The 18,964-nt window shown below is 71.0% G+C and carries 14 protein-coding genes; 6 read left to right on the plus strand and 8 right to left on the minus strand.

Annotated features, from left to right (window positions below):
- Positions 1-58 precede the first annotated feature (58 nt).
- Positions 59-1,267, plus strand: coding sequence for a thiolase family protein (locus QWJ90_RS01060; protein WP_290105729.1), 1,209 nt, complete (start codon positions 59-61; stop codon positions 1,265-1,267).
- 5 nt (positions 1,268-1,272) lie between these two features.
- Positions 1,273-3,411: a 3-hydroxyacyl-CoA dehydrogenase NAD-binding domain-containing protein gene (locus tag QWJ90_RS01065; RefSeq protein WP_290106334.1), complete on the plus strand. Its 2,139-nt coding sequence runs from the start codon at positions 1,273-1,275 to the stop codon at positions 3,409-3,411.
- Positions 3,412-3,475: 64 nt separating this feature from the next.
- On the opposite strand, the gene dxs is transcribed toward QWJ90_RS01065, so the two are convergent.
- The 5 genes from dxs to dut form a co-directional block, all read right to left on the minus strand.
- A complete protein-coding gene (gene dxs / locus QWJ90_RS01070; RefSeq protein ID WP_290105730.1) occupies positions 3,476-5,428 on the minus strand; it encodes a 1-deoxy-D-xylulose-5-phosphate synthase in 1,953 nt (650 codons plus the stop codon).
- A 101-nt stretch (positions 5,429-5,529) separates the two neighbouring features.
- Complete coding sequence (locus QWJ90_RS01075; protein WP_290105731.1) at positions 5,530-8,388, minus strand: aconitate hydratase; 2,859 nt, start codon at positions 8,386-8,388, stop codon at positions 5,530-5,532.
- Between the two features lie 167 nt (positions 8,389-8,555).
- Positions 8,556-9,296 carry a DUF3159 domain-containing protein gene (locus QWJ90_RS01080; protein ID WP_290105732.1) on the minus strand — a complete coding sequence of 247 codons (741 nt, stop codon included), beginning with the start codon at positions 9,294-9,296 and terminating at the stop codon, positions 8,556-8,558.
- Positions 9,293-9,901: a DUF3710 domain-containing protein gene (locus tag QWJ90_RS01085; protein ID WP_290105733.1), complete on the minus strand. Its 609-nt coding sequence runs from the start codon at positions 9,899-9,901 to the stop codon at positions 9,293-9,295. Before QWJ90_RS01085 ends, QWJ90_RS01080 begins: the two co-directional genes overlap by 4 nt.
- Positions 9,898-10,347, minus strand: a complete 450-nt coding sequence (gene dut / locus QWJ90_RS01090) for a dUTP diphosphatase (protein WP_290105734.1) — start codon at positions 10,345-10,347, stop codon at positions 9,898-9,900. The genes QWJ90_RS01085 and dut overlap by 4 nt, the downstream gene beginning before the upstream one ends.
- A 12-nt stretch (positions 10,348-10,359) precedes the next feature.
- Here dut and QWJ90_RS01095 point away from each other — a divergent pair, with 12 nt between their 5' ends.
- Positions 10,360-10,863 (plus strand): DUF3093 domain-containing protein, encoded by a 504-nt coding sequence (locus QWJ90_RS01095; protein ID WP_290105735.1) that lies wholly within the window; start codon positions 10,360-10,362, stop codon positions 10,861-10,863.
- On the opposite strand, the gene QWJ90_RS01100 is transcribed toward QWJ90_RS01095, so the two are convergent.
- Positions 10,838-11,134: a DUF4193 domain-containing protein gene (locus QWJ90_RS01100; RefSeq protein WP_290105736.1), complete on the minus strand. Its 297-nt coding sequence runs from the start codon at positions 11,132-11,134 to the stop codon at positions 10,838-10,840. The two genes, QWJ90_RS01095 and QWJ90_RS01100, sit on opposite strands and share 26 nt — an antisense overlap.
- Positions 11,135-11,364: 230 nt before the next feature.
- Here QWJ90_RS01100 and sepH point away from each other — a divergent pair, with 230 nt between their 5' ends.
- Positions 11,365-12,372 carry a septation protein SepH gene (gene sepH, locus QWJ90_RS01105; RefSeq protein WP_290105737.1) on the plus strand — a complete coding sequence of 336 codons (1,008 nt, stop codon included), beginning with the start codon at positions 11,365-11,367 and terminating at the stop codon, positions 12,370-12,372.
- Positions 12,373-12,403: 31 nt separating this feature from the next.
- Here sepH and QWJ90_RS01110 read toward each other — a convergent pair whose 3' ends face one another.
- Positions 12,404-13,528 carry an alkaline phosphatase family protein gene (locus QWJ90_RS01110; protein WP_290105738.1) on the minus strand — a complete coding sequence of 375 codons (1,125 nt, stop codon included), beginning with the start codon at positions 13,526-13,528 and terminating at the stop codon, positions 12,404-12,406.
- 96 nt (positions 13,529-13,624) lie between these two features.
- On the opposite strand from QWJ90_RS01110, the gene QWJ90_RS01115 reads away from it, so the two are divergent.
- A complete protein-coding gene (locus QWJ90_RS01115; protein ID WP_290105739.1) occupies positions 13,625-16,072 on the plus strand; it encodes a DNA gyrase/topoisomerase IV subunit A in 2,448 nt (815 codons plus the stop codon).
- Between the two features lie 302 nt (positions 16,073-16,374).
- Here the strand turns inward: QWJ90_RS01115 and QWJ90_RS01120 are convergent, their stop codons facing one another.
- Positions 16,375-18,456, minus strand: coding sequence for a DNA gyrase/topoisomerase IV subunit B (locus QWJ90_RS01120; RefSeq protein ID WP_290105741.1), 2,082 nt, complete (start codon positions 18,454-18,456; stop codon positions 16,375-16,377).
- A 202-nt stretch (positions 18,457-18,658) separates the two neighbouring features.
- On the opposite strand from QWJ90_RS01120, the gene QWJ90_RS01125 reads away from it, so the two are divergent.
- Positions 18,659-18,874 carry a DUF7455 domain-containing protein gene (locus QWJ90_RS01125; RefSeq protein ID WP_156241009.1) on the plus strand — a complete coding sequence of 72 codons (216 nt, stop codon included), beginning with the start codon at positions 18,659-18,661 and terminating at the stop codon, positions 18,872-18,874.
- Positions 18,875-18,964 lie beyond the last annotated feature (90 nt).

The following is an 18,964-nucleotide window of genomic DNA, read 5'->3' on the forward strand; positions in this document are numbered from 1 at the left end:
TGCGATCTCGCGTCGGAGGCCCCGCCTAGGCTGAAGCCAACTGACACAGGGAGGCAGAGTGGCCGAGCTTTCGGATGTCCACTTCGTGGATGGCGTGCGGACCCCTTTCGGGCGCGCGGGTGAGAAGGGCATGTACGCCGGTACGCGGGCGGACGACCTCGTCGTCAAGGCGATGATCGGGCTGATCGAGCGCAACGGCGGCGTTCCGCCCGAGCGGATCGACGACGTCGCGATCGCCGCGACGTCGCAGACGGGAGACCAGGGGCTCACCCTGGGACGCAGCGCGGCCATCCTCGCCGGCCTCCCGCAGACGGTCCCCGGCCTCGCCATCGACCGCATGTGCGCGGGCGCGATGACGGCCGTCACGACCATGGGTGCCTCGATCGGCGTGGGCATGTACGACCTCGCCATCGCGGGCGGCGTCGAGCACATGGGGCATCACCCGATCGGGAAGAACGCCGACCCCAATCCGCGCTTCGTCGCCGAGCGGATGGTCGACCCGGGGGCGCTGGACATGGGGGTCACCGCGGAGCGCATCCACGACCGGTTCCCGCACCTCACGAAGGAGCGCGCGGACCGCTTCGCGGTCGCCAGCCAGCAGAAGGTGCAGGCCGCGTACGACGCCGGCCGCATCCAGCTCGACCTCGTGCCCGTGGCGGTGGCCGGGGCGGACGGGGCCTGGCGACTCGCCGCCGACGACGAGGGCCGGCGCCCGGAGACGACGATGGAGGCGCTGGCGAACCTCAAGACGCCCTTCCGCCCGCACGGTCGCGTCACGGCCGGCACGTCGTCGCCCCTCACCGACGGCGCGACCGTGAGCCTCCTCGCGAGTTCCGCCGCGGTCAAGGAGCTCGGCCTCACGCCCAAGATGCGGATGGTCTCGTTCGCGTTCGCGGGGGTGCAGCCGGAGATCATGGGAATCGGTCCCATCCCGTCCACCGAGAAGGCGCTCGCGAAGGCCGGACTCTCGATCGACGACATCGGGCTTTTCGAGCTCAACGAGGCCTTCGCCATCCAGGTGCTGTCGTTCCTCGACCACTTCGGCATCGCCGACGACGATCCCCGCGTGAACCCGTGGGGCGGTGCGATCGCCGTCGGCCATCCGCTGGCCGCATCGGGCGTGCGCCTCATGATCCAGCTCGCCGCGCAGTTCGCCGAGCACCCCGAGGTGCGCTACGGCCTCACGGCGATGTGCGTGGGCCTCGGCCAGGGCGGCAGCGTCGTGTGGGAGAACCCGCACTACACCGGCAAGAAGAAGCGGAAGTGAGCACGATGACCCACTACAGCTCCCTCGACTTCTCCCGCCTCGAGCAGCTGGCGACCGAGGAGGTCGTCACTCATTCGCTGGTGAGCGACATCGCCCTCGCCAGCGGGCGCACCCTCGCGCTCATCACGCTGCACAACGGGCGCGACCACCGCCGTCCCAACACGATCGGCCCGCGCACGCTCCTCGAGCTGGACGACGTGCTGGAGACGCTGCGCGGGCGTGCGGCGGCCGGCGAGATCGACGCGGTCGCGATCACCGGCAAGCCGTACGTCTTCGCCGCCGGCGCCGACCTGTCGCAGATGAATGCGCTCCGCGAGCGCGACGACGCCCTCCTCGTCGCCCAGCAGGGGCACCACGTGCTGGGCAAGCTCTCCGACCTCGGGGTGCCGTCGTTCGCATTCGTCAACGGCGTCGCGCTCGGCGGCGGCACGGAGATCGCACTGAACTCGACGTACCGCACGGTGGACTCGTCGGCCGCCGCGATCGCGCTGCCCGAGGTGTTCCTCGGACTCGTCCCCGGCTGGGGCGGCGCCTACCTGCTGCCGAACCTCATCGGCATCGAGAACGCCCTCGAGGTCGTCATCTCGAACCCGCTCAAGCAGAACCGCACCCTGAAGCCGCAGCAGGCGTTCGAGCTCGGGATGTTCGACGCGATCTTCTCCCCCGCGAACTACCTCGAAGACTCGCTGCGCTGGGCCGACGGCGTGCTCTCGGGCGCGACGAAGGTCGAGCGGAGGAACGCGCCGGGGCGCCTCGAGCGTCTGACGAAGTGGCCCGTGGCGATCAAGATGGCGCGCGGCATGCTGGAGAGCCGCATCGGCACGGTGCCGCTCTCGCCGTACCGCGCCCTCGACCTGCTCGACAAGGCGAAGTCAGGCACCCGAGAGGAGGGCTTCGCCCGCGAGGACGAGGCGCTGGCCGACCTCATCTCGGGCGACCAGTTCGCCGCGTCGATGTACGCGTTCGACCTCGTGCAGAAGCGGGCGAAGCGCCCTGTGGCCGCACCCGATCGCTCACTCGCCCGCAAGGTGTCGAAGGTGGGCGTCATCGGCGCCGGCCTCATGGCCAGTCAGTTCGCGCTGCTCTTCGCGCGACGCCTGCAGGTGCCGGTGCTCATCACCGACGTCGACCAGGCGCGCGTGGACAAGGGGCTGCAGCACATCCGCGAGGAGATCGGCAAGCTCGAGCAGAAGGGCCGCGTGGATGGCGACACCGCCAACCGGCTGCGCGCGCTCGTGCAGGGCACGGTCGACAAGAGCGCCTATGCCGACTGCGACTTCGTCATCGAGGCGGTGTTCGAGGAGACGGGCGTGAAGCAGCAGGTGTTCGCCGAGATCGAGCGCATCGTCGCTCCCGAGGCCATCCTCGCCACGAACACGTCGTCGCTGTCGGTGGAGGAGATCGGGTCGGTGCTCGAGCATCCCGAGCGGCTCATCGGCTTCCACTTCTTCAACCCGGTCTCCGCGATGCCGCTCGTGGAGGTCGTGCGGACGCCGCGGTCGAGCGAGGAGGCGCTCGCCACCGCCTTCGCCGTGGCGAAGGACCTCCGGAAGAACGCCATCGGGTCGGCCGACGCCCCTGGCTTCATCGTGAACCGCCTGCTGGCGAAGGTCATGGGCGAGGCCGCGCGCGCGATCGACGAGGGCACGCCCCTCATGACAGTGGAGCGTGCGTTCGGCCCGCTGGGGCTCCCGATGACGCCGTTCCAGCTCATCGACCTCGTGGGCTGGAAGGTGGCCGCCCACGTGCAGGACACGATGGCGACGCACTTCCCCGAGCGCTTTCACGCCTCGGCCAACCTGCACGCGCTCGCGGACCTGCCGCACGCGGTCGAGAAGGACAAGAACGGCCGCGTGACGGGCTGGACGAAGGAGGCGCAGAAGGTCCTGCGTGTCGGCCGCGCGCCGGTGCCGGAGGCGGAGATCCTGCGCCGGGTGGAGGACGAGCTCGCGCGCGAGATCCGCATCATGCTCGACGAGCAGGTCGTCCCCGAGGTGCAGGACATCGACCTCGCCCTCATCCTGGGGGCCGGATGGCCGTTCATCGACGGCGGCGCATCGGCCTACCTCGATCGGGTGGGGGCTTCCGAGCGGGTGTTCGGCAGCACCTTCCACGACCCGGTCATCCGCGGGGTCTCCGCCTAGCGGACGACGTCGCTGCGGACGACGTCGAGGGGTGGGTGCCGGAAGGCGTCCGCCCCTCGTCGCGTCAGGACGAGGCGCCGCCCTCGCGGGTCATGGCTGGAAGGCCGCGCCAGCCCTTCTCCGGACGTGCCACCGGCACTCGCGTGCCCAGCACCTGCGACACGACGTCCTGCGCGATCTTCGCCGGTGTGAGGCCGGCGTCGGTCAGCACCTGCTCGCGGGAGGCGTGGTCGATGAACGCGTCGGGCAGCCCGAGCTCGTCCACGGCCGTGTCGACGCCCGCTTCGCGCAGCACCTGACGCACGCGTGTGCCGATGCCGCCGACGCGGATGCCGTCCTCCAGGGTGATGACGAGGCGATGACGATCCGCCAGCTCGACGATCGAGCGCGACACCGGCACCACCCAGCGCGGGTCGACGACGGTCGCGCCGATGCCCTGGTCGCGCAGGCGGCGGGCCACGTCGAGCGCGGTGGCGGCGAACGCGCCGATCGCGATGATGAGCACGTCCTCCTCGTCGCCGCGCGCGAGCACGTCCACGCCGTCCGCGAGGCGCTCGAGCGCAGGGATCTCCGCGCCCACCGCGCCCTTCGGGTAGCGGATGACCGTGGGGGCGTCGTCGACGGCGACGGCCTCTTCGAGCTCCTCGCGCAGGCGCTCGGCGTCGCGCGGGGCGGCCAGGCGGATGTCGGGGACGATGTTCAGCAGGGCGAGGTCCCACATGCCGTGGTGGCTCGGGCCATCCGGCCCGGTCACGCCGGCGCGGTCGAGCACGAAGGTCACCCCGGCGCGATGCAGCGCCACGTCCATGAGCACCTGGTCGAAGGCGCGGTTCATGAACGTCGCGTAGAGCGCGACGACGGGATGCAGGCCGCCGTACGCCAGACCCGCCGCCGAGGCCACGGCGTGCTGCTCGGCGATGCCGACGTCGTACACGCGGTCGGGGAACCGCTCGGCGAACGGCGCGAGGCCGGTGGGGCGCAGCATCGCCGCCGTGATCGCGATGACGTCGTCGCGCTCCTCGCCCACCCGCACCAGCGCGTCGGCGAAGACGTCGGTCCAGCCGCGCGCGGACGCTCCGCCGACGGGGTCGCCCGTGAGCGGATCGATGCGGCCCACCGCGTGGAACTGGTCGGCGACGTCGTCGAGCGCCGGCTGGTATCCGCGCCCCTTCTCCGTGATGACGTGCACGAGCACGGGCGCTCCGAAGGCCTTCGCCAGCTGCAGCGTCTCGATGAGCGCCGGCAGGTCGTGCCCGTCGACAGGGCCGAGGTACTTGATGTCCAGCTGCGAGTAGAGCTCGCTGTTGTTGGTCAGGCGCGAGAGGAACCCGTGCGTGCCGCCGCGCACGCCGCGGTACAGCGCGCGTCCGGCGGCGCCGAAGCGGCCGGCCAGCCGCCCGGACTTCTCGCCGAGGTCGCGGTAGACCTCCCCGGTCCGCACCCGGTTCAGGTAGCGGGCCATGCCGCCGATGGTCGGGGCGTAGGAGCGGCCGTTGTCGTTGACGACGATGACGAGGTTGCGCTCGTTGTCGTCGGTGATGTTGTTGAGCGCCTCCCACGTCATGCCGCCGGTGAGGGCGCCGTCGCCGACGACCGCCACGACGTGGCGATCGGCGCGACCGGTGCGCTGGAAGGCGCGGGAGATGCCATCCGCCCAGCTCAGCGAGCTCGACGCGTGCGACGACTCGACGACGTCGTGCTCGCTCTCGGAGCGCTGCGGGTAGCCGGCGAGCCCGCCGCGCGAGCGCAGCGCCGAGAAGTCCTGGCGGCCCGTGAGCAGCTTGTGGACGTACGACTGATGCCCGGTGTCCCAGATGATCGGGTCGGACGGCGAGTCGAAGACGCGATGCAGCGCGATCGTCAGTTCGACCACGCCGAGGTTGGGGCCGAGATGCCCGCCCGTGCGCGCGACGTTCTCCACGAGGAACGCGCGCACCTCCTCCGCGAGGGTCGCGAGCTCGTCCTGAGACAGGGCGTCCAGGTCGCGGGGGCCGGCGATGCCGTCGAGCAGACTCATGCTCCGAGCCTACGCCGGGCCGCTGGGAGCGGGCGCGAAGCGCGCCCGCAGACGACGGCGGCCCCGGGATGATCCCGGGGCCGCCGTGCGAGGAGTGCAGGTCAGACGAGGCTGCGCAGCACGTACTGCAGGATGCCGCCGTTGCGGTAGTAGTCAGCCTCACCGGGGGTGTCGATGCGGACGACCGCGTCGAACTCGATGGTCTCCTTGCCGGGCGCGGAGTGCTCGCTGGGCGACGCGGTGACCTTGACCGTCTGCGGGGTGACGCCGTCGTTCAGCTGGTCGAGGCCCTCGATCGAGACGATCTCGGTGCCGTCGAGCCCGAGCGACTCCCAGCTCTGGCCCTCCGGGAACTGCAGCGGGACGACGCCCATGCCGATGAGGTTCGAGCGGTGGATGCGCTCGAAGCTCTCCGTGATGACCGCCTTGACGCCGAGGAGGCTCGTGCCCTTGGCCGCCCAGTCGCGCGACGAGCCGGAGCCGTACTCCTTGCCGCCGAAGATCACCAGCGGCGTGCCCGCCTCCTGGTAGTGCTGGCTCGCGTCGTAGATGAACGACTGCGGGCCCTCCGGCTGCGTGAAGTCGCGGGTGTACCCGCCCTCGACGACCTGGCCGTCGTTGACGGCGCTCACGAGGAGGTTCTTCAGGCGGATGTTCGCGAACGTGCCGCGGATCATCACCTCGTGGTTGCCGCGGCGCGAGCCGTAGGAGTTGAAGTCGCGCTGGGCGACGCCGTGCTCCGTCAGGTACTGCGCGGCGGGGGTGCCGGCCTTGATGTTGCCGGCAGGGCTGATGTGGTCGGTCGTCACCGAGTCGCCGAGGGTCGCGAGGACCCGGGCACCGGAGATGTTCTCGACGGGCGTCAGCTCCATCGTCATGTCATCGAAGTACGGCGCCTTGCGCACGTACGTCGAGTCGTCGTTCCACTCGAAGACCGGCCCGGTCGGGGTGGGCAGGTTCTGCCAGCGCTCGTCGCCGTCGAAGACGGTCGCGTACTGCTTGATGAACTGCTCGCGCGAGATCGACGAGTCGATGATCTCCTGGACCTCCTCGGTGGAAGGCCAGATGTCCTTCAGGAAGACGTCGTTGCCGTCGCCGTCCTGGCCGAGCGCGTCGGCGTCGAAGTCGAAGTGCATCGACCCGGCCAGCGCGTAGGCCACGACGAGCGGCGGGCTCGCGAGGTAGTTCATCTTCACGTCGGGGCTGATGCGCCCCTCGAAGTTGCGGTTGCCGGAGAGGACGGCGGTGACGGCGAGGTCATGCTCGTTGATCGCCTCGGAGACCTCCTCGATGAGCGGACCCGAGTTGCCGATGCAGATCGTGCAGCCGTAGCCGACCGTGTAGAAGCCGAGGCCCTCGAGGTCCTTGTCGAGGCCGGACTTCTCGTAGTAGTCCGTCACGACCTTGGAGCCGGGACCGAGCGTGGTCTTCACCCACGGCTTCTGCTTGAGCCCCTTCTCGCGCGCCTTGCGTGCCAGCAGCCCCGCGGCGACCATGACGGTCGGGTTCGAGGTGTTGGTGCAGGAGGTGATCGCGGCGAGGGTCACGGCCCCGTTGTCGAGGATGTACTTCTCACCGTCGGGCGTGGTCACCGGGACCGGCTGCGAGACCGCCTCGGGCGCGCCGCTGGTCAGCACAGGGCGCTCGCGCTCGTGCTGGTAGGACACGCCCTCGGGCGACACGTGCTCGCGCTCGACGCCGGGAGCGGTGCCCGGGTCGGACGCGGGGAACGTCCCCTCGACCTCGACCGAGTCCTCATCGGCGACGTTGGCGTAGTTGAGGATGTCCTGCTCGAACTGCGTCTTGGCGTCGGAGAGCAGGATGCGGTCCTGCGGACGCTTCGGGCCGGCGATCGACGGGACGACCGTCGCGAGGTCGAGCTCCATGTACTCGCTGAAGACGAGCTCGCGCGAGGGGTCGTGCCAGAGATGCTGCTCCTTGGCGTACGCCTCCACGAGGGCCACCGTCTGCTCGTCGCGGCCGGTGAGGCGCAGGTACTCGAGCGTGACGTCGTCGACGGGGAACATCGCGGCGGTGGAGCCGAACTCGGGGCTCATGTTGCCGATCGTGGCGCGGTTGGCCAGCGGCACCGAGGCCACGCCCTCGCCGTAGAACTCGACGAACTTGCCGACCACGCCGTGCTTGCGGAGCATGTCGGTGATGGTGAGGACGACGTCGGTCGCCGTCACGCCGGCGGGGATCTCGCCGGTGAGCTTGAAGCCGACCACGCGCGGGATGAGCATGGAGACGGGCTGGCCGAGCATGGCCGCCTCGGCCTCGATGCCACCCACGCCCCAGCCGAGGACGCCGAGGCCGTTCACCATGGTGGTGTGCGAGTCGGTGCCGACGCAGGTGTCGGGGTACGCCCGCAGGACGCCGCCGACCTCGCGGTCGTAGACGACCTTGGCGAGGTGCTCGATGTTCACCTGGTGCACGATGCCGGTGCCCGGGGGCACGACCTTGAAGTCGGAGAACGCCGTCTGGCCCCAGCGGAGGAACTGGTACCGCTCGCCGTTGCGCTCGTACTCGATCTCGACGTTGCGCTCGAGCGCGTTCTCGGTGCCGAAGAGGTCGGCGATGACCGAGTGGTCGATGACCATCTCGGCCGGCGAGAGCGGGTTGATGCGGTCGGGGTCGCCGCCGAGCGCGGTGACGGCCTCGCGCATGGTGGCGAGGTCGACGATGCAGGGCACGCCCGTGAAGTCCTGCATGACCACGCGGGCGGGCGTGAACTGGATCTCCGTGCTGGGCTGAGCCGAGGCATCCCAGGAGCCCAGGGCCTCGATCTGTTCCTTCGTGACGTTCGCGCCGTCCTCGGTGCGAAGCAGGTTCTCGAGCAGCACCTTCAGGCTGAACGGGAGCTTCTCGTACCCGGCGACCTTGTCGATGCGGAAGATCTCGTAGTCGGTGCTGCCGACCGTCAGGGTGCTCTTGGCACCGAAGCTGTTCACCGTTGACACGGGCTGTCTCCTCCTGGTCGACCGCGCACTTACGCCCCCATCTTGCTCGCCGTCTCACCGGTTCGGCTAGGAAGGCGGACCTCACCGGCCGTGGGCGAGGCGAGGGGCGTCGGCAGTGCGCGATTTATCTCGATGTCGAGATAAATCTATCACGAGGGGTGCCGCGGTCATCGAGCGGCGCGCGCGTGCGTCGGCTCGTCGCTTGGCCGGTACAGCGCGCGCACCGCGAGCCACGTCACCGCGACCAGCGGGGCGAACAGCGGCAGGCCCATCACGAGCTTCAGGGTGCCGAGCGCCGTGACGTCGCCGGCGAAGTAGAGCGGCAGCTGCACGCCGAGCCGGGCGAAGAAGAGCGCCGACCAGGCGATGGCGAGCCAGAAGAACACCCGCCGCTTGCGGCGATCGGCGCGCCACGCCGTCCCCTCGCCCATGAGGAATCCCGCCGCCAGGCCGATGAGCGACCAGCCCACGAGCGCCGACACGAGCAGCGCCGAGCCGTAGATCGCGTTCGTGAAGAACCCGGGGACGAAGTTGTCCTCCCCGCGCCCGGTCCACAGGGCGAGCGCGGCCGCGGCCGCGGCGGCGACGAGGCCGCCCAGTGCGGCCGAGGGCGGAGACTTCTGCACGAGGCGCACGACGGTGAAGACCGCCGCGAGCCCGACCGAGACGCCGAGCGCGAGGCCGAGCGCGGCGGGACGCAGGGTGAACAGGACGACGAAGGCGAGACTCGGCAGGACCGACTCCAGCACCCCGCGCCATCCGCCCATCGCGCCCCAGACCACGTGTCCGGCGCTCCGTTCCTGCGCGGGGTCGAGGCCCATCCGGCGGGCGGCGTCGCCCAGCGCGGCCCCGAGCGCGTCGGATGCGCGCGGGGGCGCGCCCTTCGCCTGCTCGTCGGGTCCGGTCACGCGGCGCCCGGAGTCTGCGGCATCTTCAGCGGGATGAGGTCGCGCGGGGGCATGGGCGTGCCGCCGCGGACGACGACGATGGAGCGGAAGAGGTCCTCGACCCGGGCCGCGGCCTCCGGGTCACTCGTCGCGCGCCCGCCGATCACGCCGCGCAGGAACCAGCGAGGGCCATCCACGCCGATGAAGCGCGCGAGGCGCTTCTCGGCGCCACCGCCGCCGGCGACGACGGGCACCTCGGCGAGCAGTTCGGCACCCAGCGGGCCCTCGCGCTCCTCGACGCGGCCACCCTGCTGGCGCACCTGGTCGCGGATCTGGTCGCGGGTCTCATCCCACAGGCCGGTGGAGCGCGGCGCCGCGAACGGCTGAACCTGCAGCGTGGAGTCGGCGTAGTCCAGCCCGACCGCGACGATGCGCTTGGACTGCTCCTCGACCTCCAGGCGGAGGTTCAGACCCTCCCGAGGCAGGATCTTGACGCCGCCGAGATCGATGTACGGGCGGACGGGGTTCGCCTCGCTCTCGTCGAACGGCCCCTCCTCGGCGCGGTTGCGCGTGGGCGCCTCCGCGGGTGCGGTGTCGTCGCCGTGCTGAACGGACTCGTCGCTCATGCCACTCCTCGTGTCTGATAGCCGGTCGATCCGAACCCGCCGGCCCCGCGCGCGGAGTCGGACAGGTCGTCGACCGGGATGAATCGCGCGCGCGTCACGGGCATGACGATGAGCTGGGCGATGCGGTCGCCCTCGTCGACGCGGTACGGCTCGCGCTGATCGGTGTTGAGCAGGGCGACCTTGATCTCGCCCCGGTAGCCGGCGTCGACGGTGCCCGGCGCGTTCACGATGGTGATCCCGTGCTTCGCGGCCAGTCCGCTGCGCGGCACCACGAATGCGGCGTATCCCTCGGGCAGGGCGATCCGCACGCCGGTGCCGACCAGAGCGCGCTCCCCCGGCGCCAGAGTCAGCGACTCTGCGGCTACGAGATCGGCTCCGGCGTCGCCGGCATGCGCGTAGGCCGGAGCCTCGGATGCCACAATGGGGACGTCCACGATATCGGTCACGCAACGAGGGTAATGCAGAACACAGTGTCGTCCCCGAATCGCGCGTCCGCTCAGGGCGCCACCTACCGCGAGCGGCTCTCGCCCTCGCTCTGGCTCCTCGGCGCGGCGGCGATCGTCGCGCCGATGGTCGCGCTCGTCTTCGTGCGCATCGACCCGGCCATCTCGCTCGTGCTCGGCGTGGCCGCCGCCGTCGGGCTCATCACGCTGCTCCTGGCCGCTTCGCCCGTCGTGGCGGTGGCCGACGGCCGCCTGCGCGCTGGCCGGGCGCGGATCGAGGTGGAGCATCTGGGAGAGCCCGTCGCGCTCTCGGGTGAGGAGGCGCGGAATGCGCGCGGCGCGGGGCTCGATCCTCGGGGCTGGTATCTCGTGCGAGGCGGGATCGATCCGGTGGTGGTCATCCCGGTGACCGATCCCGACGACCCCGTCACGTCGTGGACGATCTCCACGCGCACCCCGGACCGCCTCGCGGCGGCCGTGGTGCGCGCGCAGATCACGCAGCGCAGTCGCGGCAGATGAGGCCCTCGGCCCCGTCGTGGTCGAGCTGCGAGCGGTGCTTCACGAGGAAGCAGCTCATGCAGGTGAACTCGTCATCCTGCGGCGGGAGCACGACGACGTCGAGCTCCACGTTGGAGAGGTCAGCCCCAGGAAGGTCGAAGCTCGAGGGGTTGTCAGCGTCCTCCGAGTCGATCGAGCCCGCGTTGTCGGGGCGGCGCGCCTTGAGCGCTTCGATCGACTCGTTGTTGTTGTCGTCTTCGCTCTTGCGCGGCGCGTCGTAGTCGGTTGCCATCTGAAGGCGTCACTTCTTTCGTCATCGGGTGTTGCTGATCCCCGACGTCGGGCGGGGCGGCGATAGTTTGCACGACGACCGCGCCTTTCGCAAATGCTCAGCGCGTCGGCTCGCTGCGGGTCACCGTGCTCGCGATGAAACCCGCGGCGCGCCCGCCGTATTCCCAGCCCCGACGCCGTGCCCGTGAAAGCATGGCGGAACACCATGGGCATCGTGTGAGGAGCAGGAGCATGGATCAGCTCACGATCGTGGGGACCGAGGACGGCAAGCTCGTCCTCGCGAACGAATCAGGGCAGCGCTTCACGCTCCCCGTCGACGACCTGCTGCGCTCCGAGCTGCGGCGCATCGACCGCGCGTCGCACCGCGAGGAGCCGCGCCCGCCCTCGGCGAGCCCGCGCGACATCCAGCAGCACATCCGCGCCGGCCTCACCGCCGAGCAGGTCGCCGAGCTCCTCGGCGCGAGCGTGGCCGACGTCCGCCGGTTCGAGAGCCCCGTGCTCGCCGAGCGCGAGCACATCGTGGGCCGCGCGCTCTCGGTTCCCGTTCTCATGGGCGCCGATCTCACGGGCGACCAGAACCCGACGTTCGGCGAGGCCATCCGCTCGAAGCTCGCCGATCTGCAGGCCTCGGGCGAGCGGTGGACGAGCTGGAAGGACGAGACCGGCTGGATCGTCAAGCTCGAGTTCACGGCCGCCGAGGTCGATCACGACGCCCGGTGGAGCTTCGATCCGCGGCGCAGCGCCCTGGCGCCCCTGAACGCCGATGCGACGCAGCTGTCCCGGCAGGGGCCGATGCCCGAGGGCCTCATCCCGCGGCTGCGGGCACTCGACACCGCCGAGACGGCGGACGACGACCGGTTCGACTCGGCGGCCTTCGGCCCGCGCCGCACGCCCGAGCAGGAGGGGGCGACGGACGGCATGACCCGCGCCATCCCGTCGGTGCGCGAGGCCGCGACGAAGCACGCGCCGAATGCCGACGCTCCGAACGCGGAGACCGCCGACCTGCTCGAGGCGCTGCGCCGCCGCCGCGGGCAGCGCGAGAGCGCGCCGGTGATGGAGTCGGAGGAGAGCACCACGGAGGAGCCGAGCTCTCCCGTGGTCATCCTCGACGGGGGCGAATCCGGCCGCCGCTCGGAGCCGGAGGCGAACCCGGCCGAGCACGGCGGCTCGCGCCGACGCGGGCGCACGTCGATGCCCTCGTGGGATGAGATCGTCTTCGGAGCGCGCGCCGACGACTGATCCGGTGGATGGCCGCGCGGCCATCCGACGCTCAGCCCGCGTACGCGCCGAGCCGGATGAGCGGGACGGTCATCTCCTCCGGCGTGATGGAGCCGTGCTGGCCCACCATGAGCTGCGGCCGCTTGTCGGCGAGACGGTCGTCGTAGAACGCCCAGAGGCCCCGCGCCGCGACGAGCACGTCGCCGATGCGTGGGGACACGGCCTCGTCGACCCGGCCGAAGAGCCCCGCCGCGACCGCCTCGTCGCGGGTGGCGATGTCGGCGGTGCGCTCGGATTGCGCGCGCCAGGTCGCGGCCACGGCGTCCGCGTCCGCGCCGTCGTCGAGGTACAGGTGCAGCATCCGCGGCTCTCCGCCGATGTGGGCGACGCCGTCGAGGCGCGGGTCGCCGTCGCGGAGCAGCACGTGCCGATGGGGCGGCACGTCGACCATTCCGTGGTCGGCGGTGACGAGCACGCCGACGCCCGCCGGCACCGCGGCGGCGAAGGCCGCGTCGATCTCCTCGAGCGCCGCGATCCACGCGTCGGAGGCGACGCCGTGGCGGTGGCCGGCCTTGTCGGCCTCCGGCAGATAGCAGTACACGAACGAGCCCGGCTCTGACGCCGCGAGCGCGTAGGCCGTGGTGATCCGAGCGCGCACCGCGTCCTCCGGCACGTAGCGCGCGCCGCGCAGCACGGCGCCGGTGAAGCCGCTGCGCTCGTACTCCGCCAGTCCCACCGCGAACGCGGGGCGTCCCTGCACCGCCGCGCGCTCGAACACGGTCGAGGCGCGCTGCCAGGCAGCGGGGTCCAGTCCATCGCGCTCGTAGCCGTTGAGCTGGTTGACGAGCCGCCCGCGCGCGGGGTCGAGGACTCGGTAGCCGGCGAGGCCGTGCTCCCCCGGCCATGCCCCGGTGAGGGTGCTCGAGAGCGCCGCGGCCGTGGTCGAGGGGAAGACGCTGCGCGCGACGTCCCTCCTGGCCATCGCGCTCCCGAGGCGCCGCGCGTGCCCGGCGTGGGCGCGCAGCTGGATGGCGCCGAGCCCGTCGATGACGACGACGACCGTCGATCTCGCGGGGGCGAGCCAGGTCCCGGTGCCGTCGAGGGAGCGCAGCGTCTCGTCCGCGATCTCGGTGAGGCTCCGGGCGTTCGCAGGGCCCGACGGTACGATGAGGGACATCCGGGCCAGTCTCCCACAGCGGGGGCGCTCGTCCTCCGCGCCCGCGGCGCCGACGACAGGTGGCCGGAGTTCCGTCCCACCCGAGGAGAGGGCTGAATGGCGCGCAAGCAGGCATCCGACGCCGCATCTGTCGACGAGCGCATCGAGGACATCGACCTCGAGTCGGAGATGCAGGGGTCGTACCTCGAGTACGCGTACTCCGTCATCTACTCGCGAGCCCTCCCCGACGCGCGCGACGGGCTGAAGCCCGTGCAGCGGCGCATCCTCTACCAGATGGCGGAGATGGGCCTGCGCCCCGACCGCGGCCATGTGAAGAGCGCCCGCGTCGTGGGCGAGGTGATGGGAAAGCTCCACCCCCATGGCGACACCGCGATCTACGACGCCCTCGTGCGCCTCGCGCAGGACTTCGCCCTGCGCGTGCCGCTCGTCGACGGCCACGGCAACTTCGGCTCCCTCGACGACGGCCCCGCCGCCGCCCGCTACACGGAGGCACGCCTCACCTCGGCGGCGATGGCGATGACCGAGGACCTCGGCGAGGACGTCGTCGACTTCGTACCCAACTACGACGGGCAGTTCCAGCAGCCCGACGTGCTGCCGGCCGCGTATCCGAACCTCCTCGTCAACGGCACGACCGGCATCGCGGTCGGGATGGCCACGAACATGGCCCCGCACAACCTCACCGAGGTCGTGGCGGCGGCGAACTTCCTCATCGAGAACCCCGAGGCCACCCTCGACCAGCTCATGGAGTTCGTGCCGGGCCCCGACTTCCCCTCCGGCGGCATCGTCGTCGGGCTCGACGGCATCCGCGACGCCTACGAGACGGGGCGCGGGGCCATCAAGGTGCGCGGCAAGGTCTCCGTCGAGCAGATCGGCCCGCGCCGCACCGGCATCGTCGTCACCGAGCTGCCGTACATGGTCGGGCCCGAGCGCGTCATCGAGAAGCTCAAGGACGCCGTCCAGTCGAAGAAGCTGCAGGGCATCAGCGACGTCACCGACCTCACCGACCGCAACAACGGGCTGCGCATCGTCATCGGGGTGAAGACCGGGTTCGACCCGCAGGCGGTCCTCGAGCGGCTCTACCGGCTGACACCACTCGAGGACTCCTTCAACTTCAACAACGTCGCCCTCGTCGGCGGCCGCCCTCACACGCTCGGCCTCGTCGAGCTCCTCCGCGTCTACGTCGACCACCGCATCGAGGTCGTCACGCGGCGCAGCCGCTACCGCCTCGCGCGGCGCCAGGAGCGACTGCACCTCGTGCGCGGTCTGCTCGTGGCCATCCTCGACATCGACGAGGTGATCCAGGTCATCCGCTCGTCGGACGACTCCGAGCAGGCCCGCGCGCGCCTGTGCCAGGTGTTCGACCTCGACGACGTGCAGGCCGAGTACATCCTCGAGCTGCGTCTGCGGCGTCTGACCAGGTTCTCGCGCATCGAGCTCGAGAAGGAACGCGACGAGTTGCTCGCCGAGATCGCGCACCTCGAGGAGCTGCTGGGGTCGGACACGCTGCTGCGCCGTCAGGTGGCAGCCGAGCTCGACGCCGTGGTGGACAAGTACGGCACGCCACGCCGCACGCTGCTCATGAACGGCAAGCCCGCAGCCACCCGCTCGCGCCAGAGCGCTGATGTCGATCTCCAGATCGCCGACGGTCCGACGCTCGTGGCGCTGTCCACGACCGGCCGCGCCGTGCGCGTCGAGGTTCCGGAGGGCCAGCAGCTGACCGCACCGTCCCGACGCAGCAAGCACGACGCCATCCTGTCCACCGTGTCGACCACTGTGCGCGGCGAGGCCGGCGCGCTGACGAATCGCGGCCGGCTGGTGCGGTTCCACCCCGTCGACCTTCCGTCGGTGCCGGCGACCTCGGTGCAGCTGGGCGTGGGGGTGAAGCTCCACGACTACATCGGGCTCGCCGACCGGTCCGAGCGCGTGATCGGCCTCGTCGCGCTCGACGACACAACGCCGATCGCGCTCGGCACCGCACAGGGCGTCGTGAAGCGCGTGGTCCCGGCGACGGTGCCCGCGAAGCCCGAGATGGAGGTCATCGCCCTCAAGCCGGGCGACGAGGTTGTCGGCGCGGCCCCCGCGCCCGACGAGGCCGAGCTCGTGTTCGTCACGACCGACGCGCAGCTGCTGCGCTTCCCCGCCGCGACGGTGCGCCCGCAGGGGGCGAGCGCGGGTGGGATGGCCGGGGTGAAGCTGAGCGCGAAGGGCACGGCGCTCTTCTTCGGCGCCGCCTCCGGCGATGACACCGTGGTGGTGACGGTCTCCGGCTCCGAGGGGATGATCGCGGGCGCCGACATCGGGCGCGCGAAGATCTCGGACTTCTCGGAGTTCCCCGCGAAGGGCCGCGCGACCGGTGGGGTGCGCGCACACGGGTTCCTTCGCGGCGAGGACCGGCTCACCCTCGCGTGGGTCGGCCCGGACCCCGCTCTCGCCGTCGATGCGACGGGATCGGTGCGGAAGCTGCCGCAGACCCTCGCCAAGCGCGACGCATCCGGTCAGCCCCTCGACGCGGTGGTGTCGTCGATCGGCCGCACGCTGGTGTAGCCCGGCGCGGCTGTCGCCGGGCGCGGGGGCGTGTGCCGTCCGATGCGCGGGATGGATGACGTCTGATGCGCGGATAGGCCGGCCGGAGCGCCCGAACCTCGGAGGATCGCGCTTCCCCAGGACGCGAAGCGGCAGAACCCTCCGGGGTAAGCGCCATTCTCCGGAGTCAGGGCCGGCGTCGCGGCCCCTCACGCACCAGACGATGTCGTCTCGCCGGCGCGACACGAAAAACCGCGGAAAGCCGTGTCACCTCGGCGAGACGACATCGTCTGATGGACCCGCGCCCGGCGCGCCGGTCCGTGTCAGACGTCGATCGCCTCGCGGTCCAGGCGGTCTGCGGAGTCGATGATGAACTCCCGGCGCGGGGCGACCTCGTTGCCCATCAGCATCTCGAACACGCGGCCGGCGGCCTCGGCGTCCTCCATGCGCACGCGGCGCAGCAGGCGGCCGTCGCGCTGCATGGTGGTCTCCGCGAGCTGATCGGCGTCCATCTCGCCGAGGCCCTTGTAGCGCTGGATCGGCTCCTGCCACCGCTTGCCCTGCTTGCGCAGGCGAGCGAGGAGCCTGTTGAGCTCGCCATCCGAGTACGTGTAGATGGTCTCGTTGGGCTTGGAACCCGGGTGCATCACGATCACGCGGTGCAGCGGCGGCACCGCCGCGTACACGCGCCCGTGCTCGATGAGCGGGCGCAGGTAGCGGTAGAACAGCGTCAGCAGCAGCGTGCGGATGTGCGCGCCGTCGACATCCGCATCGCTCATCATGATGACCTTGCCGTAGCGCGCCGCGTCGATGTCGAAGGTGCGCCCGGAGCCGGCGCCGATGACCTGGATGATCGACGCGCACTCCGCGTTCGACAGCATGTCGCCGATCGAGGCCTTCTGCGTGTTGAGGATCTTGCCGCGGATGGGCAGCAGCGCCTGGAACTCGCTGTCGCGCGCGCGCCGTGCGGTGCCGAGCGCGGAGTCGCCCTCGACGATGAACAGCTCGGAGTTCGACACGTCGTTCGAGCGGCAGTCGATGAGCTTGGCCGGCAGGGACGAGCTCTCCAGCGCGTTCTTGCGGCGCTGCGTCTCCTTGTGGGCACGCGCCGAGACACGGGCCTTCATCTCCGCGACGACCTTGTCGAGCAGCATCGACGTCTGGTTCTTGTCATCGCGCCGCGTGGAGGTGAAGCGCTCCTTCAGCCCCTCGCGGACCACCTTCGCCACGATCGCGCGCACCGCCGGCGTGCCGAGGACCTCCTTCGTCTGGCCCTCGAACTGCGGCTCTGGCACCGAGACGGTGAGCACGGCGGTGAGCCCGGCGAGCACGTCGTCCTTGTCGAGCTTGTCGTTCTGGCCGACCTTCAGCCGCCGCGCGTTCTTCTCCACCTCCGCGCGGATCTGCTTCAGCAGCTCCTGCTCGAAGCCCTGCTGGTGCGTGCCGCCCTTGGGCGTGGAGATGATGTTGACGAACGAGCGGATGATCGTGTCGTAGCCGGTCCCCCAGCGCAGCGCGATGTCGACCGTGCACTCGCGCTGCACCTCGGTGGAGCGCATGGAGCCGTCGGGCTGCAGCATCGGCACGGTCTCGGTGAACGACCCGGACCCCTGGAAGCGCCAGTCGTCGGTGACGGGCGCGTCGGTCGCGAGGAAGTGCACGAACTCGGAGATGCCGCCGTCGAACTTGTACGACGTCTCGCTCGGCTCCTCGCCGCGCTCGTCACGGATCACGATCTCGAGCCCGGGCACGAGGAACGCGGTCTGCCGTGCGCGGGTGACGAGCTCGTCGACCTGGAACGCGGCGTCCTTCGTGAAGATCTGCCGGTCAGCCCAGTAGCGCACGCGCGTGCCGGTGACCCCGCGCGCGACCTTGCCGACGACCTGCAGCTCGCTGCGCTCCTCGAACGGCGAGAAGGGCGCGTCGGGGCTCGGCTGGCCCTGATCGGCGAAGCGGCCGGGCTCGCCACGGTGGAACGACATCGCCCACGTCTTGCCGCCGCGGTCGACCTCGACGTCCAGACGCTCGGACAGGGCGTTCACGACCGAGGCGCCGACGCCGTGCAGACCGCCCGAGGCGGCGTACGACCCGCCGCCGAACTTCCCGCCGGCGTGCAGCTTCGTGTAGACGACCTCGACGCCGGACAGGCCGGTGCGCGGCTCGACGTCGACCGGCACGCCGCGCCCGCGGTCCTGCACCTCGACGCTGCCATCGCCGCGCAGGATCACGTCGATGCGCGAGCCGTTGCCCGCGACGGCCTCATCGACGGCGTTGTCGATGATCTCCCAGAGGCAGTGCATGAGGCCGGGCGATCCGTTCGACCCGATGTACATGCCGGGACGCTTGCGGACGGCCTCGAGGCCTTCCAGCACCTGGAGATGATGGGCGGAGTACTCGGAGGTCACGGTCTTCGATCATACTTTCGATCGCCTGTGCGGACGCCGCGACACTCCCCTGTGCCGGATGGCCGTGGCGCCCATCCTGAGGATCGCGTACGCGCAGAGCGAAACTGCCGTCATCCGGGCATGATTCGGAGCCCCGCGTGGTTTCATACAGTGAATCGGAAGCGTCGAGACTCCTCGACAGGTTCGAACAGGGAGGCAGACCATGACCGCGACATCCACGACCGAAGCCCCTGTCTCCTACCGTCTCACGGCGGCCGACCGCTGCGACAGCTGCGGTGCACAGGCCTACATCGCCGCTGAGGTGAACGGAAGCCAGCTGCTCTACTGCGCCCACCACGGCCGCAAGTACGAGGAGAAGCTGCGCGCCGTCGCCACCTCGTGGCTCGACGAGACGGCCCGCCTCGACCAGGCGGACTGATACCGGCTTCCGAAGCGCCCGTCCCTCCGGGGGCGGGCGCTTCGTCGTTCCCGGGCGGCTGGCCGGGGCCGCGTGCGCGGCCGCCAGCCC

The sequence above is a fragment of the Microbacterium oryzae genome (genome assembly GCF_030406385.1).
GTDB lineage: Bacteria > Actinomycetota > Actinomycetes > Actinomycetales > Microbacteriaceae > Microbacterium > Microbacterium oryzae_A.

Excerpts from the sequence above, each read along its gene's own strand:
- QWJ90_RS01115 (WP_290105739.1), top strand. The coding sequence starts at position 13,625 with ATGGCGCGCAAGCAGGCATCCGACGCCGCATCTGTCGACGAGCGCATC.
- sepH (WP_290105737.1), top strand. The coding sequence starts at position 11,365 with ATGGATCAGCTCACGATCGTGGGGACCGAGGACGGCAAGCTCGTCCTC.
- dxs (WP_290105730.1), bottom strand. The coding sequence starts at position 5,428 with ATGAGTCTGCTCGACGGCATCGCCGGCCCCCGCGACCTGGACGCCCTG.
- QWJ90_RS01085 (WP_290105733.1), bottom strand. The coding sequence starts at position 9,901 with ATGAGCGACGAGTCCGTTCAGCACGGCGACGACACCGCACCCGCGGAG.
- QWJ90_RS01110 (WP_290105738.1), bottom strand. The coding sequence starts at position 13,528 with ATGTCCCTCATCGTACCGTCGGGCCCTGCGAACGCCCGGAGCCTCACC.
- QWJ90_RS01095 (WP_290105735.1), top strand. The coding sequence starts at position 10,360 with ATGCAGAACACAGTGTCGTCCCCGAATCGCGCGTCCGCTCAGGGCGCC.
- QWJ90_RS01065 (WP_290106334.1), top strand. The coding sequence starts at position 1,273 with ATGACCCACTACAGCTCCCTCGACTTCTCCCGCCTCGAGCAGCTGGCG.
- QWJ90_RS01100 (WP_290105736.1), bottom strand. The coding sequence starts at position 11,134 with ATGGCAACCGACTACGACGCGCCGCGCAAGAGCGAAGACGACAACAAC.
- QWJ90_RS01125 (WP_156241009.1), top strand. The coding sequence starts at position 18,659 with ATGACCGCGACATCCACGACCGAAGCCCCTGTCTCCTACCGTCTCACG.